Below are 13,585 nucleotides of genomic sequence, written 5' to 3'. Positions count from 1 at the left end.
GAGGAGTGAATTTATTTTGTCAGAATATATTTCATCCCAAGAAGATTGTGCGCCAGAAAGTAGCGTTCATATTGATTGTTTTGGCGCAGTTCCAAACTCGGGAAATGATAGCTCATTAGCAATTCAGCAAGCTATTGATTATTGTGTAGCGAATCGAATTTCGACGGTTAGAATTACAGGGGTAAATACGTACAAAATTGTAAAGCCGATTGTTATTAAATCAAACGTAAGATTAGAGTTGGATCCTACCGTAACACTGCAAATTGATGGGGATTTTAATGCATTTGAGCTACAAAGTAACGCTTCGATAGTTGGTGGTACTCTTCAAGTTATAAATCCATTGTTTCAATCTGCTGTTATTTATGTTTCTGGTTCACAACAAATCGAAGTACCTAATCAATCTGTTATATCAAATATAAATATAATAAATACAACTCCATCGTATAAAGGAAAAGCTATACATTTTTATTGTCAAAAGGCATGGGATTTTATTAGTTTCTTTCAAGTCAAATTTATTCAAATTAAAAACTTTCAAACTGCAATACATTTGAAGACAGAATATATAAATGATATCAATACACCTTGCTGGATTAACGCCAATGTATTTCAATCTATATTTATTGATGGATGTGTGTATGGGATTGAAGTAGATGGAAATAGTGATTTGCCAAATGAAAGTTCAGGAAATACGTTTCATGATATTCAAGTGCAATGTAGACAACAAACGGAAAAAGTAATTCGTTGTTCAGGTGCGTATAATACATTTGATTGTATGATCTGGGATACGTACCGGATGAGTAGTGAACAAATTGTTATTGAATTTTCTTCCAATTCTCATCGTAATTACCTTTTTTCAAATCTGCTTTCGACAACTATTGTAGATAAAGGACAATACAATGTTTGTAAGTCTACTTATGAAGAATCCCTACGAATTCAGTTACCTTTGACGTTAAATAGACCTCATTTAATAGGAAATCAAGATGATATTTTAGTAAATGCTCAGCAGAAATATAACGTTAAGCAAGTAAGTGGAAAAGTGCCGTACGGGGGAAATCTCACAAATTGCTTTAATTTAATAGATGAACAAAGTGTAAACTATATTGACGTTCCAGATAGTGATCCAGTTGTAATTGAAATGGATTTTACGAAAAAACCAATACAAATGTTAAATTGTTTTGGAATGTATTTTGGATGGGGAGAGAGCCCAAAGAAAATTAAAATTGAATATGCATTAAGTGCAACTGGAAGTTGGGTTATCGCGTTGGATGTTCCATTAAATGTTGGCGATACAATTATATCGAATATGAAGGCCAGTCAGTTATATAAAGTTAGAATTACATTAAGTGGTTATTCTCAAGATCATAAACGTTTTCGAATTAATCGTATCTTTGCAAGATCTTCTATGGAAAATGGGAGTGCTTGGTTAGCGACGACTGGCGGAAGAATGTTTGGAGATATTGAAATAGAGGCAAGTAAAGGTATAATCATGAAGACTGCTAGTGGAGTGAAATGGAAAGTTACTATTAATGAAGCTGGCCAACTTATTACGACTAAAATAACTTGAGATGGTGTTTAATCGTATATCCTTGGACGAGTTACAACGTAGTGGGATATAGGTAATGAAAAAGAGATTGTAATTTGGTTTCAACCAAACTACAATCTCTTTTTTGTTTCAATTACTTCCACCAAATCCAAGTCCAAAGGTAATTTCGTACATTTCGAGGAGTAATGCGAATGAAGCGTTCACCGTCAAAGAAGCAATTTAAATTTGGAAGTGCTTCATCTGGATTTTCTGGAACAAAGGTGACGATGTTTTCGTTACTTGTAACGGTTACTGTAATTGGTGGGTCGGTAGCGGATTTGAAGTTGTAATGTTTTAATCGCAAGATAAATACTTTCTACCCTAAAATAGCTTCTACGTAAAGAACATCACTACTAGCAGGGATATTTAAAATAACGATAGAACTATTTTGTATATAGATATGTTGCACCAGCATAGTTTTAATTACTAATTTTACTTGATTTTTAAGTGAATGGTGTCATATCACATACATATAGTTCTGGTCAAAATAGGATATGTATGCGGTAGTTAAAGGGAAAAGTATATAAGCTGATTTAGAAAGAACAATCTAAGAGTCTAGATAAAGAGAGGGAGAATGATTGAATTGGAAATTAGAGTGGAGCGTCTTCGGAAAGAGCAAATAAGCGACATTGTAGCATTATCTTCTTATATTGGTTGGGATTATAACAGAGAAGAAGTTGAAACAATTTTTAACTCAGGTATTGTATACGGCGTATGGAATGAGAGAAAGGAACTTATTGCTAGCGCGGCAATAATATTATATGGGGAGAAATTAGCGTCTATTGGAATGGTGATTGTACATCCAGATTATAAGGGGAGAGGGATTGGAAAGATAATAACGGAAGCGTGCGTTAAAAGCGTATCAGCTCATACTCCAATTATGCTGATTGCTACGGATGAAGGGAAACCTTTATATGAAAAGTTAGGATTTAGGGCAGTAAGTTATGTTTCTAAATACATATGTAACTCATACAATGCGAAAGATTATTGTGTAAGAAATGAAGATTATGTGATGAATTATGAAGAGGGTGATTTAGAAAAAATAATAAAAATAGATGAATATGCGTTTGGAACAAATAGAAAAGAGTTTTTAAAGAAAAGAATTGTGCAAAGTGAGCAGTGTGTCGTTGTAAAGGATACGAAAGAAAATGTAGTAGGATACGGTATAAGTATACAAACGCCAGAAAATAAAATAATAGGACCAGTCGTTGCTAAAAATAATGAGATGGCAATGAGAATAGTACATGATTTAGCAAGAGGGCATAATGGAAAATTAAGAATGGATGTACTAGAAGGAAAGAACGATTTCATGAAAGAATTAGAGATTGCTGGTTTTAAAAAGGTGAATACACCACCAATTATGATGAAAAATAGTAATCGGTTATTAAAAAGAAATAGTGAACTATATAGTATTGCAGCGCAAATTTTTGGATGAAAAAGAACCCTTTTAAATGAAGGATTCTTTTTTGAGCCAATTTAATCACGATATTGGTCATGAGTCGGCTGAAAGAGGTCTTCCTCGATATCTCGCACCATAGAAAAATGATCAACGTTATAATGACCGTGTAAAGTTTTATTGTGATGACCAATAATTTGTTCTGCAGACAATACGTTAGAATCAGTTGTTGAATGACCGTTTTTAATTAATGTAACGTCAAATCCTTGTACAGTTGCTGTCCTAATGGCAGTGTCAATGCAATGTTCTGTTTTACATCCGCCCATAACAATATGATTAATGTTTTCTTCTTTTAAAAGTTCAAGTAAAGAAGTACCGTAGAATGAATTGGTTGCTGCTTTATTAATAAAGATTGCAGACTGGGGTACTTGAATTTGATTATGTACTTCAAATCCTTCGCCACTACCAGAAGCAACATCGATATCTCTTACGAAAACAATAAGAGCATTTGAATCTATTGCTTTCTGGAGGGCTATATTTAGTGTAGATAATAGCTCGGTTTTACGAAAAACTTCATTTTCTTGCTCATTTCCATCAATTAATTCTTGCTGAGCGTCGATAATTAATAGTGCTTGTTTCATCGTGTCTCCCCTTTAATATGAAATAAGTTCCACTGTACATATTCCTTCAGATTGTTAGAAAATCCTCCATTGTAAGAGAAGTAGAAGATTGATTTACAAAGTTGTCAAAGAAATTTCATTCTCATAGCGTGTAAAAACATGTATGATAGGAGATGGAGAATTTTTGAGTAGGTGGGAATAACATGCAAACAGTAGAAGATTATCTTTCATTCTTACATACGAAAGGATTTAAATTATCAGAGGAAGCACAAGGGTTTATTATGTTTGGACAAGGATATACTGGTGCGTCTGATGGGATTGTGAACGCAGCAATAGAAGCGACAATTAAACATCAATTGCAGTTTGATGGTAGTTATTTCGTTGCGTTATTAGAACGATTGAAAGAGGAAGAAATTACAGATAAAAAAAGCGCTAAGGCTTTTATGCGGAAGTTACAAGCGTAACTTCACGCAGCCTGCGCTTCTTTTTTTGTTTTGGAAGGTAATTCAACAAAAATCATGCCTAGAAAAATACATAGACATCCGATAATAGCAGAAATAGAAAGTTGTTCATTTGCAACGAGAACGCCTGTTAATGCAGCAAAAACGGGCTCCATTGCGAAAATAATTGCTACTCTCGTTGGAGAAGTGTGTTTTTGTGCCGATGTTTGAATGAAAAAAGCAATAGATGTTGCAAACAGGGCAGTTAGAAAGAGTGCGAATAAAAAGGATTGATTCGTCCATAGTGATACTGAAAATAACTTTTCCCAATCTTCAAACAAGAAAGCGCAAATAGAAGAAAATATACCAACAGCTAATACTTGAGATGTGCTTAATAATAAAGGTGATATTTTTTTAGAAAAGAAGCCGTTAATAAGAATATGGGCAGCGAAAGCGACTGCACAACCAAGAACAAGTATATCTCCTATATTTAATTGGAAAGAATCAGCAGCTGTTAATAAGTACAAACCTGTTGTAGCTACAGCAATACCAAGTACGATGAAAATGGTGGCTTTTTGTTTTAAAAAGATAAAGGATAAGATTGGGACCATAACAATGCTTAGCCCAGTTAAGAAACCTGCTTTTGAAGAAGTTGTATAAAGTAAGCCAAATGTTTGTAATAAATAGCCGACAAATAAGAAGAACCCAACTATTAATCCAGCTAAACTACTATGTTTTAATTCTTGTTTTGAAGTTTTCTGTGAGAAAATAATTTGAACCAATAATAAAATAATTCCAGCGAATAAAAAACGAATACCATTAAACGTAAATGGACCAACGAAAGACATAGCGTTTTGAACGACAACAAACGTAGCTCCCCAAATAAAAGAGACAAATAATAAAGCAAGAGGAGCAATCCACTCTTTTTTCACACTCATACCCCCGTTAATTTTGTAAGATAGCTTTTCTAGCTAATTCATCAGCTACTTTATTTTGACTACTTGGAATCCACTTAATAAAAAAGAGATTGAAGTTTTTTATGTACTGTAGTGCTTCATCTAAAAGAGGTGCAAATATTTTATTTTTTGCGTATTCCTTTTCAACAGCCCGCTCAACAAGCTGCGAATCTGTACGAAAAGAGACAGTGCTATAATTATGCTCAATGCAATATTTTAATGCTAGAAGTAAAGCGCGGTATTCTGCTTCATGATTGGACATTGTTCCAAGTGGTACTGATAATTGTACAGGCGGCTGAACGCCTTTAATAAACACTCCTGCACCAGAAGGACCAGGATTTCCTTTTGATGCACCATCAATATATACTTCAATCAAAATGAGAAACCTCCAAATTATAAGATTATCCCCTACTTAAATATTTTTTGAAGTAGGGGATAGAGTAGTTATCCGATTGTGATGCTGTAACGACATGTAAATGTTTCATTCGCTTGTAAAGATTGAATTCCCTTTTTGTCCTTGAAACCTTTTGCTGGATTTACTTCATCAGCGATTCCATACCAAGGTTCAATACATAAGAAAGGTGCGTTATCCCCTGGTGTCCATATGCCGACAAATGGAAATCCATCAAATTCTACTTTTACAAATTTATTATGTTTATGAGAACGAATCGAAATTTCATTCGTATTCATATGTTCAAAAATAAGTGCATCATTTTTGAATAAATCGTATGTAAGTGGCAATTCAGTCGTATTTTCAGCGATTAATTGCTTTTTGTTTGAAAGATAAGGTCCTTCTAATACGCTTGTTTCTAAGCGTTCCGAACCATTAAACGATAAGTGATAATCTGTAAATGATTCACCGTCCAATAAAGGGAAGTTGAATCCAGGATGTGCGCCGATTGAGAAGAACATTTCTTTAGAAGTAGGATTGTTTACTTCATATGTTACATGAACACTTTGTCCATCTAGCTCATAAGAAACGAGTAATTCGAATTCGTATGGGTATTTTTTTAATGTTTCTTCATTACTAGTAACGATATAAGTGATCTTTGTTTCGCTTTGTTCTTTCACAGAGAAAGTAAGATCACGAGCGAAACCGTGTTGTGTTAATGAATATGGTTTACCGTCTACGTAGTATGTATTATCTACTAATCGACCGACAATTGGGAACAAAATTGGTGCACGGCGTCCCCAATAAGTAGAATCACCTTGCCATAAATATTCTATGTTGTCTTCTTTTAAGCGAACGCTCTGTAATTCTGCACCTTTGTCAGAAATGGAAACGATCACTTTTTCATTTTGAATTGTTGCTGTCATGAAGTGAAACCTCCTAAATCTTTCATATGTTTCATTATACGTTGTCTAAAAGGAAAAAGGTAGTTTATGATAGGAAATCTATTGACGAAAGAGTGGCTACCACGTAAAATATAATCTTGTTGCTAAAAAAAAGAATAACGTGGTTCGAAACCATCCCACGTAAAAAAACTAAGGAGATTTTGTCATGAATATTAGAACATTAGTCGGTAATGGTATTTTAGCGGCATTATATATTGCTGTTTCTATGCTTATTCAGCCATTTGGCTTTACGAATGTACAGTTTCGTATTTCAGAGATGTTTAATCATCTCGTTGTATTTAACAAGAAAGCAATTTACGGAATTGTATTAGGTGTATTTTTAACGAATCTCTTTTTCTCACCTATGATCGCTTATGATTTAGTATTTGGAGTAGGGCAATCTATTCTTGCATTAGTTGCAACGATTATTTCTATGCGATTTATTAAAGGTGTTTGGGCTCGTATGATTTTTAATACAGTTATCTTTACGATTACAATGTTTATGATTGCAATTGAACTTCATCTTGCATTTGACCTACCATTTATGTGGACTTGGTTAACATGTGCAGCAGGTGAATTCGTAGTAATGGCGATCGGTATGCCTGTAATGTACTGGATTAATAAGCGAGTACAATTTGAAAGATTTATGTAATAGATGAAAGAGCTATTCCTTATATAGGATGGCTCTTTTTGTATGTGATTATATTGAATATAATACTGTGACTCTTGATAAAATATAATAAAATAAAGTGAGGCTTCAATTAGCCGGATAAATAAGAAGTCTTACATAAGGGGAATGTAGTATGAAATATAAAATTCATTGGTTGTATAAAACGAAGCGCGGATTGCAGACGGAATTAACGACAGAGTATATGAACATAGAAGAAGTACTTCAATTTGCAGAGGATTTTGAGAAAACAGGAAGAGTAAAAGAAATTTCATTTTATGATGAAATGGACGCAGAATGGTCATTAAAAGAGATGAAAAAGTTAAGTAAGCAAGTAGAGGAAGAGCCCCAAGAAATACTCGTTTATTTTGATGGGGGGTATGATGTGCAAACGAAAGAAGCTGGCGTTGGTATATGTGTGTATTATAAAAAAGGAAATACAAACTACCGGATTCGCCGCAATGCATATATAGAAGGTATATATGATAATAATGAAGCGGAATATGCATCGTTACTATACGGTATGAATATACTCGAGGAATTAGGGATTAAGTATGAAGCAGTCACACTTCGCGGTGATTCTCAAGTTGTACTGCAGCAATTAGCCGGAGAATGGCCTTGTTATGATGAGCATTTAAACCATTATTTAGATCAAATTGAACAAAAGGCGAAGCAAATGAAATTAAAACTTATATGTGAACCAATATCTAGAAAACAAAATAAAGAAGCACATCAATTAGCTACGCAAGCATTGGAAGGAACAGTTATTGATAGTCATAAAGAAATAACTGAATAGAGGGGTGCAAAGGTGGATAAAAAGCAACTCATTACAGAGGTAAATGACTTATTAGAAACGTATTGTGAAGGATGTTTCTTGCGAGAACATAATCGAAAGACAAATAGTAAATATTATGCCCATTCATTTTGTATACGGCAATGTACAGTTGGAGAAACATTGAAAAAGTATGGAGAACAGTTGTCATGAAAAAACATCCAGAGAAAATTCTCTGGATGTTTTTTAGTGTCTTGCTTCGTTTAGTTGATGCTCACATTTATTTAATTTCTTTTCCTCATTCATTAAAAATGGCTCATCTAAATCAGTTGCAACAGATTTCATAATTTCAAGCTGAGAGCGAGCTGCTTCTACAGCAGTAGTAGCATGCTCTAATGTATCTGGATCCATTGAAATTGTTGCTGATCCTACCATTTTTTGTGCTGTTTCTACACGGAATTTCACTTCTTCAAAATCATTTACTTCTGATCCCATTAATAATTCCTCCTTTGTATAGTGCGCATTTCACATAGTTTTTGCTCTGTAAAACGGAAATATACAAAGGAATAACAAAGGAGGTTACCAAGTAAGGCAACCTCCTGTTATATGTTGGATTAAAGTTTTACTACGTTAGCAGCTTGAGGTCCGCGGTTACCTTCAGTAATGTCGAAAGATACTTCTTGACCTTCTTCTAAAGCTTTGTAGCCGTCTCCTTGAATAGCAGAGAAATGTACGAATACATCGTCAGCGCCTTCCATTTCAATAAATCCAAAACCTTTTTCGTTGTTAAACCATTTTACTTTTCCTTGCATGTTACAATTCCTCCTAAAAGCGTTTACTATTTTCATTTAGTGAAATTCATTAAAAAAATAATATAAACTAAAAATGCTATATTCTTGAATATTCTGCTAAATGATTAATTTAAATATACACGAATTGGGAGAATTTAGTCAAGTAAGCGATTTTATTTTTTTGTATTTTTAAATAATTTTCCAGTCAAATTTTTAAATAGGTATAGGACAGGCCGAGTATGTAATATTCTTAATTGAATGCTATACATAATGAGGTGAAAGAATGAATAAGTCTTACTTATTAGATAATGAAGGAATGAGAACGAGAACCGACATACCGGATTGGGTTGCAAAAGAATTTGAGATTTTTTCAAATGTTGTGTTAGAACCAACTTTTCCATGTTATTTCGGTTTAACAGCTTTGAAAAAGAATGAACTTCGTTATTCATTTCTTTCTCATAATGATTGGAGTCATTTGCCGCATACAATGTTATCTTTTTTAGAGTTAATGAAAGAGAGACCGATTGTAAGAAGGGGCTTTTTCCTTTTTGTAGAACCGGAATGTGAAGAACAATCACTCGAATATTACCGTGATTCTTTTTGGAAAGTGTTACAGTATTTACATGAAAACGATAATCAAGCATGGCCAAAGCAAATTCCTGAAGACCCAGACCATTATTTATGGGAATTTTCATTTGGTGGTGAGCCAATATTCGCATTTGGAAATGCGCCAGCTTATAAACAACGAAAAACTAGACATTTAGGGAATTCTCTCGTTATTGGGTTTCAGCCACGCACTATTTTTGATGGATTAGAGGGAGATCGTCCTAAAGGAGCATATTCAAGACAAATGGTCCGTGAGCGAGTTGAAAAGTGGGATCAATTGCCGAAACATCCTAACATTAGTCATTATGGTGACCCAGAGCATCGTGAATGGAAACAATATTTCATAGGAGATGATGTAGAGCCAATAAAAGGGAAATGTCCTTTTCTTCATAGGATAGAAAAGTAAGAGCCATCATCTAGATGGCTCTTTTGTATATTTTGGATAAAAAAGGGTATTTTATTATGAAAGCTAGTCTATTTTTTCAAATTACATCATTAACTAGTAGTAAAGAGAGTAGAAAGGATAGTGCGATGATTGGAGCAATTATACAGCAAATCGTATTAGGTATATCATTAGCTGCGCCAGTAGGGCCGATTAATATTGAAATGTTAAAACGAGGAATTGAACGTGGTTTTTGGCACGCTTGGGTTGTTGGAATTGGTGGGATGACTGCAGATGTTTTATTTATGCTTCTCATTTATTTCGGTTTATCTTCTGTGTTTATGTATACATATGTACAAGCCTTCATGTATTGCACGGGTTTTTTCTTGTTATTTTATTTAGGATTTCAAAGTGTAAAACAAGGAATTTTCGAATCGAATATGGAATATAAAAAAGAAGAGGTAGGTGGCCTTAAGCAATCGTTTATGGCAGGATTTTTAATTGCGATATCCAATCCATTAAATCTTGTTTTTTGGTTTGGTATATACGGAAGTACACTTAGCTCATTACTTACGAAGGTAACGAAACAAGAAGCTTTTTTGTACAGTCTTTGCATTATTGTTGGTATTATTTTATGGAATTTAAATATTGCTTTTTCTGTACATTTTGGAAGAACTTTATTAAAACCAAAAGCGCTTGGCTACATAACAGCCGGAGCAGGTATTATTTTAGTAGGTTACTCTATACATTTTGCATACAAAGCTTTACAGTTGTTCACATAAGATTGAAGGGGAGATTTTTATGTATCGAACCACTATTGACGGAAAAGAAATTATAATTACGTTAGCGCCAAAAATCCGAAAAGAAATTACTGATAGAAATCCAATATATGAAGCGGTATTTCATAATGCTGCAAGATTGTTACAAACAAAGCAACCGACGTTTGCAGTAAATCATGAAATATTTGGGCTCATTATTGGAGAAGTGCAAAGAGGAGAAGTAACAGTGTTTGCAGTGGAACATATTATTCCGAAGCAAAATATATTTGGATCAAACAATTTTTTCTCGGCAATAGAACAACAGGCAAATTTGTAAAGTGAATAGAATAAGAATAGAAAAGAAATAGTCGTAACGATATGTTGCGGCTGTTTTTTTGGAAAAGGGGGAAACAAGATGAAGAAAGTGGGGAAAGAGTTCTTTTTACAACATGATATTGTTATTATGTATAGCATTCTATTTATTTTCATTATTATTTTAAAAATGCAATTTTTTACGTGGTTTGGCATGTTAGCATGTGTGTTTGGGATTGTTTTCTATACACTTAATGAATATGTGACACATCGTTTTTTATTCCATATAAAGCCACCTAAAAACACATTTCTATTAAAAATGTTAAGAAGATTGCATTATGATCACCACGTATATCCAGATGATTTAAAACTTTTGTTTTTACCTGTATGGTTTAGTATACCTAGTTTTACTATATATTTACTTATAGCATATGGTATTACAAAAAGTGTTACTATTGCACTTTCATTTGGAATCGGAATGATTATTATGCTGCTCGTTTACGAATGGAAACATTATATTGCTCATAGACCGATTCGTCCCGTCACTAAGTTTGGAAGATGGCTAAAAAAACAACATATATTACACCATTATAAAAACGAAAAGTTTTGGTTTGGTGTTTCAAATCCAGTATTCGATTTTATATTTGGAACACTTAAAGACGGAAAAGATGTTGAGTTAAGCGAAACGGCTCGTAATTTAGAAAAGGAAAAAAGACAAAAGTAGTGCGTTAAGCACTGCTTTTGTCTTAATGAGGATAAATAAGTAAGGTGTCACTTTATTTTGAAAAAGTATATTAAAAATTTAGGGGAAATTGCCGAAAAATGTCTATCAAAAAATCTTTGCATGAATGCATGGATTGTCTAAAATGAATATAAGTTTCTGAATATTTATAAAATTTAGCCTTTAGGTATGCAAGGGGTAAGTGTATTTTAAGTAAGAGAGGGGATCGGTTAATGAAACGAGACGATACGTCAGCACGTAAGTTGCAAAATGAGGTGAATTATACAGAGGTCGTTCAGTCGGAAGAATTTCAATTGTTATTAAATACGAAAAAGAAGTTTATCATTCCAATGAGTATTTTCTTTTTTAGTTTTTTTATCGCATTACCTATTCTAACATCGTATTCAAAGGTGCTTAATACACCTGCATTTGGAGACGTTACATGGGCGTGGGTATTTGCTTTTTCCCAATTTATTATGACATGGGCACTATGTATGATTTATAGCAAAAAAGCAGAATCATTTGATGAAATCTCCCGAAAAATTTTGCAAGATATGCAAAAAGGGAGGGGCTGAACTTGAATACTACTGCATTTGCACTATTTTTAATTATTGTTCTTGGTACGCTCGTCATAACCTATTTTGCATCGAAAAAAACGAAAAATGCGAGTGAATTTTATACGGCTGGAGGGGGATTAACTGGTTGGCAAAATGGTCTGGCCATTGCTGGAGATTACATGTCTGCTGCTTCATTTCTCGGTATAGCTGGAGCAATCGCATTAACTGGGTTTGATGGATTCTTTTATAGTATCGGTTTTTTAGTTGCTTATTTAGTTGTACTATATCTTGTTGCAGAACCGCTTAGAAATTTAGGAAAGTACACTTTGGCGGATATGATTGCAGCACGCTTTGACGCGAAAAAAGTTCGCGGAGTTGCAGCTCTTAATACGATGACGATTTCTATCTTTTATATGATTGCACAATTAGTTGGCGCGGGTGCACTTATTAAATTATTATTAGGGATTGAATATACGACATCTGTATTAATCGTTGGAACACTTATGACGGTGTATGTTATTTTTGGTGGTATGACAGCAACGAGCTGGGTACAAATTGTAAAGGCTGTATTACTTATGGCCGGTACGTTTATTATTTCTGTTATCGTTTTCGCAAAATTCAACTTCAGCGTGACTGAAATGTTTGCCCAAATGAAAACAGCTACACCATTAAAAGATTCATTTTTAAATCCAGGTGTAAAGTATAAGGATGGCCTTGATACACTTTCTTTAAATTTAGGACTAGTACTTGGTACAGCTGGATTACCACATATACTTGTCCGCTTTTTTACAGTACGTGATGCAAAAACTGCACGTCAATCTGTCGTATATGCGACATGGTTAATTGGTGCATTTTATATTATGACGATTTTCTTAGGATTTGGTGCGGCAGCGTTTGTAGGAAATGAAGCGATTATTAAAGCGAACCCAGCGGGTAATATGGCAGCACCTTTATTAGCCAAAGCGTTAGGTGGAGACTTCTTATTTGCTTTCGTATCAGCAATTGCTTTTGCAACAATTTTGGCTGTAGTGGCAGGTCTCGTATTAACGGCAGCATCAGCATTCGCTCATGATTTTTATAATGAGATCATTCGCAAAGGGAAATCATCGGAAAAAGAGCAAGTATCTATGGCTCGGTATGCATCTATTGGAGTAGCGATATTATCTATCATACTTGCATTATTTGCCCAAACATTAAACGTAGCATTTTTAGTATCATTAGCATTTGCAGTTGCAGCGAGTGCAAATCTACCAGTGATTTTATTTACAATATATTGGAAGCGTTTTAATACAACGGGTGCTATTTCCGGTATGATTGTAGGGCTCGTATCAGCAATTGTTCTCGTAGCGTTGAGTCCGAATGTTTGGAACCCTGTAGCTGGAAAAGCTATTTTTGTTGGGGAAGCGATATTCCCATATACGACACCAGGAATTATTTCAATTCCGCTCGGATTTCTTGCAGCATATTTAGGAACTGTTTTATCTAGTAAGAAAGAAGATGCAGCAAAATTTGATGAAATTCTTGTGAAATCTAATACTGGTCACGGTATTAGTGATGCGTCTTCACATTAAATAAAAGAGGAGCTTTTCGATAGATAAGAAAAGCTCTTTTTTCTTTTGTCATTTTCTTGTAAATATTACTGATTTGTAAGTAGGATTTGTCTTAATTTTGTGGAATGAAAATAGCAGGG

Annotated in this window: 18 protein-coding genes, 1 pseudogene and 1 riboswitch; of the genes and pseudogenes, 12 read left to right on the top strand and 7 right to left on the bottom strand. The window is 34.1% G+C overall.

Features of this window, described 5'->3' with window-relative positions; translation table 11 throughout:
- The first annotated feature begins 16 nt into the window (after window positions 1-16).
- The gene (locus QCI79_RS04525) at window positions 17-1,564 is read left to right on the top strand and encodes a glycoside hydrolase family protein (RefSeq protein ID WP_000006063.1); all 1,548 of its coding nucleotides are present in this window, start codon (window positions 17-19) and stop codon (window positions 1,562-1,564) included.
- 112 nt (window positions 1,565-1,676) lie between these two features.
- Here QCI79_RS04525 and QCI79_RS34945 read toward each other — a convergent pair.
- A pseudogene (locus QCI79_RS34945) lies at window positions 1,677-1,859 on the bottom strand (hypothetical protein); the annotation flags it as partial.
- Window positions 1,860-2,156: 297 nt separating this feature from the next.
- Between QCI79_RS34945 and QCI79_RS04515 the strand changes: the two are divergent.
- The gene (locus QCI79_RS04515; RefSeq protein ID WP_021728653.1) at window positions 2,157-3,017 is read left to right on the top strand and encodes a GNAT family N-acetyltransferase; all 861 of its coding nucleotides are present in this window, start codon (window positions 2,157-2,159) and stop codon (window positions 3,015-3,017) included.
- Window positions 3,018-3,058: 41 nt separating this feature from the next.
- Here the strand turns inward: QCI79_RS04515 and QCI79_RS04510 are convergent, their stop codons facing one another.
- Window positions 3,059-3,619 carry a cysteine hydrolase family protein gene (locus QCI79_RS04510; protein ID WP_021728654.1) on the bottom strand — a complete coding sequence of 187 codons (561 nt, stop codon included), beginning with the start codon at window positions 3,617-3,619 and terminating at the stop codon, window positions 3,059-3,061.
- Window positions 3,620-3,801: 182 nt separating this feature from the next.
- On the opposite strand from QCI79_RS04510, the gene QCI79_RS04505 reads away from it, so the two are divergent.
- A complete protein-coding gene (locus tag QCI79_RS04505) occupies window positions 3,802-4,062 on the top strand; it encodes a DUF6123 family protein (protein ID WP_001195212.1) in 261 nt (86 codons plus the stop codon).
- Window positions 4,063-4,064: 2 nt separating this feature from the next.
- Here QCI79_RS04505 and QCI79_RS04500 read toward each other — a convergent pair whose 3' ends face one another.
- The 3 genes from QCI79_RS04500 to QCI79_RS04490 form a co-directional block, all read right to left on the bottom strand.
- Window positions 4,065-4,970 (bottom strand): DMT family transporter, encoded by a 906-nt coding sequence (locus tag QCI79_RS04500; RefSeq protein ID WP_042991531.1) that lies wholly within the window; start codon window positions 4,968-4,970, stop codon window positions 4,065-4,067.
- A 13-nt stretch (window positions 4,971-4,983) separates the two neighbouring features.
- The gene (locus tag QCI79_RS04495) at window positions 4,984-5,370 is read right to left on the bottom strand and encodes a reverse transcriptase-like protein (protein ID WP_000573881.1); all 387 of its coding nucleotides are present in this window, start codon (window positions 5,368-5,370) and stop codon (window positions 4,984-4,986) included.
- A gap of 68 nt (window positions 5,371-5,438) precedes the next feature.
- Window positions 5,439-6,311: an aldose 1-epimerase family protein gene (locus QCI79_RS04490; protein ID WP_021728656.1), complete on the bottom strand. Its 873-nt coding sequence runs from the start codon at window positions 6,309-6,311 to the stop codon at window positions 5,439-5,441.
- A 133-nt stretch (window positions 6,312-6,444) separates the two neighbouring features.
- Window positions 6,445-6,489: riboswitch (PreQ1 riboswitch) on the top strand.
- A 6-nt stretch (window positions 6,490-6,495) separates the two neighbouring features.
- On the opposite strand from QCI79_RS04490, the gene QCI79_RS04485 reads away from it, so the two are divergent.
- The 3 genes from QCI79_RS04485 to QCI79_RS04475 all read left to right on the top strand — a co-directional run bounded on the left by QCI79_RS04485 (window position 6,496) and on the right by QCI79_RS04475 (window position 7,981).
- Window positions 6,496-6,981: a QueT transporter family protein gene (locus QCI79_RS04485; RefSeq protein WP_001026471.1), complete on the top strand. Its 486-nt coding sequence runs from the start codon at window positions 6,496-6,498 to the stop codon at window positions 6,979-6,981.
- A gap of 151 nt (window positions 6,982-7,132) precedes the next feature.
- Window positions 7,133-7,792 carry a ribonuclease H family protein gene (locus QCI79_RS04480; protein ID WP_000875556.1) on the top strand — a complete coding sequence of 220 codons (660 nt, stop codon included), beginning with the start codon at window positions 7,133-7,135 and terminating at the stop codon, window positions 7,790-7,792.
- 12 nt (window positions 7,793-7,804) lie between these two features.
- On the top strand, window positions 7,805-7,981 hold the full coding sequence (locus QCI79_RS04475) for a zinc-finger domain-containing protein (protein WP_000358801.1): 177 nt from the start codon (window positions 7,805-7,807) through the stop codon (window positions 7,979-7,981).
- A gap of 33 nt (window positions 7,982-8,014) precedes the next feature.
- Here QCI79_RS04475 and QCI79_RS04470 read toward each other — a convergent pair whose 3' ends face one another.
- Both QCI79_RS04470 and cspB read right to left on the bottom strand, forming a co-directional pair.
- Window positions 8,015-8,263, bottom strand: coding sequence for a DUF2564 family protein (locus QCI79_RS04470; protein ID WP_000534392.1), 249 nt, complete (start codon window positions 8,261-8,263; stop codon window positions 8,015-8,017).
- Window positions 8,264-8,382: 119 nt separating this feature from the next.
- Window positions 8,383-8,580: a cold shock-like protein CspB gene (gene cspB / locus QCI79_RS04465; RefSeq protein ID WP_001161731.1), complete on the bottom strand. Its 198-nt coding sequence runs from the start codon at window positions 8,578-8,580 to the stop codon at window positions 8,383-8,385.
- 262 nt (window positions 8,581-8,842) lie between these two features.
- Between cspB and QCI79_RS04460 the strand changes: the two genes are divergently transcribed.
- The 6 genes from QCI79_RS04460 to QCI79_RS04435 all read left to right on the top strand — a co-directional run bounded on the left by QCI79_RS04460 (window position 8,843) and on the right by QCI79_RS04435 (window position 13,466).
- A complete protein-coding gene (locus tag QCI79_RS04460; RefSeq protein WP_001043769.1) occupies window positions 8,843-9,571 on the top strand; it encodes a YqcI/YcgG family protein in 729 nt (242 codons plus the stop codon).
- Window positions 9,572-9,585: 14 nt separating this feature from the next.
- Window positions 9,586-10,329 (top strand): LysE family transporter, encoded by a 744-nt coding sequence (locus QCI79_RS04455; RefSeq protein ID WP_031303649.1) that lies wholly within the window; start codon window positions 9,586-9,588, stop codon window positions 10,327-10,329.
- A gap of 19 nt (window positions 10,330-10,348) precedes the next feature.
- On the top strand, window positions 10,349-10,642 hold the full coding sequence (locus tag QCI79_RS04450) for a hypothetical protein (protein WP_021728657.1): 294 nt from the start codon (window positions 10,349-10,351) through the stop codon (window positions 10,640-10,642).
- Window positions 10,643-10,720: 78 nt separating this feature from the next.
- Window positions 10,721-11,341, top strand: a complete 621-nt coding sequence (locus QCI79_RS04445; protein ID WP_021728658.1) for a sterol desaturase family protein — start codon at window positions 10,721-10,723, stop codon at window positions 11,339-11,341.
- A gap of 230 nt (window positions 11,342-11,571) precedes the next feature.
- Window positions 11,572-11,913, top strand: a complete 342-nt coding sequence (locus tag QCI79_RS04440) for a DUF485 domain-containing protein (protein ID WP_000817366.1) — start codon at window positions 11,572-11,574, stop codon at window positions 11,911-11,913.
- A gap of 2 nt (window positions 11,914-11,915) precedes the next feature.
- Window positions 11,916-13,466 carry a solute symporter family protein gene (locus QCI79_RS04435; RefSeq protein ID WP_001098233.1) on the top strand — a complete coding sequence of 517 codons (1,551 nt, stop codon included), beginning with the start codon at window positions 11,916-11,918 and terminating at the stop codon, window positions 13,464-13,466.
- The last annotated feature ends 119 nt before the right edge of the window (window positions 13,467-13,585 follow it).

The organism is Bacillus cereus group sp. MG1, assembly GCF_040460035.1.
Taxonomy (GTDB): Bacteria; Bacillota; Bacilli; order Bacillales; family Bacillaceae_G; genus Bacillus_A; species Bacillus_A cereus.
Note: the sequence above shows the minus strand (reverse complement) of the source record. Positions and strands in the feature narration are given on the sequence as shown.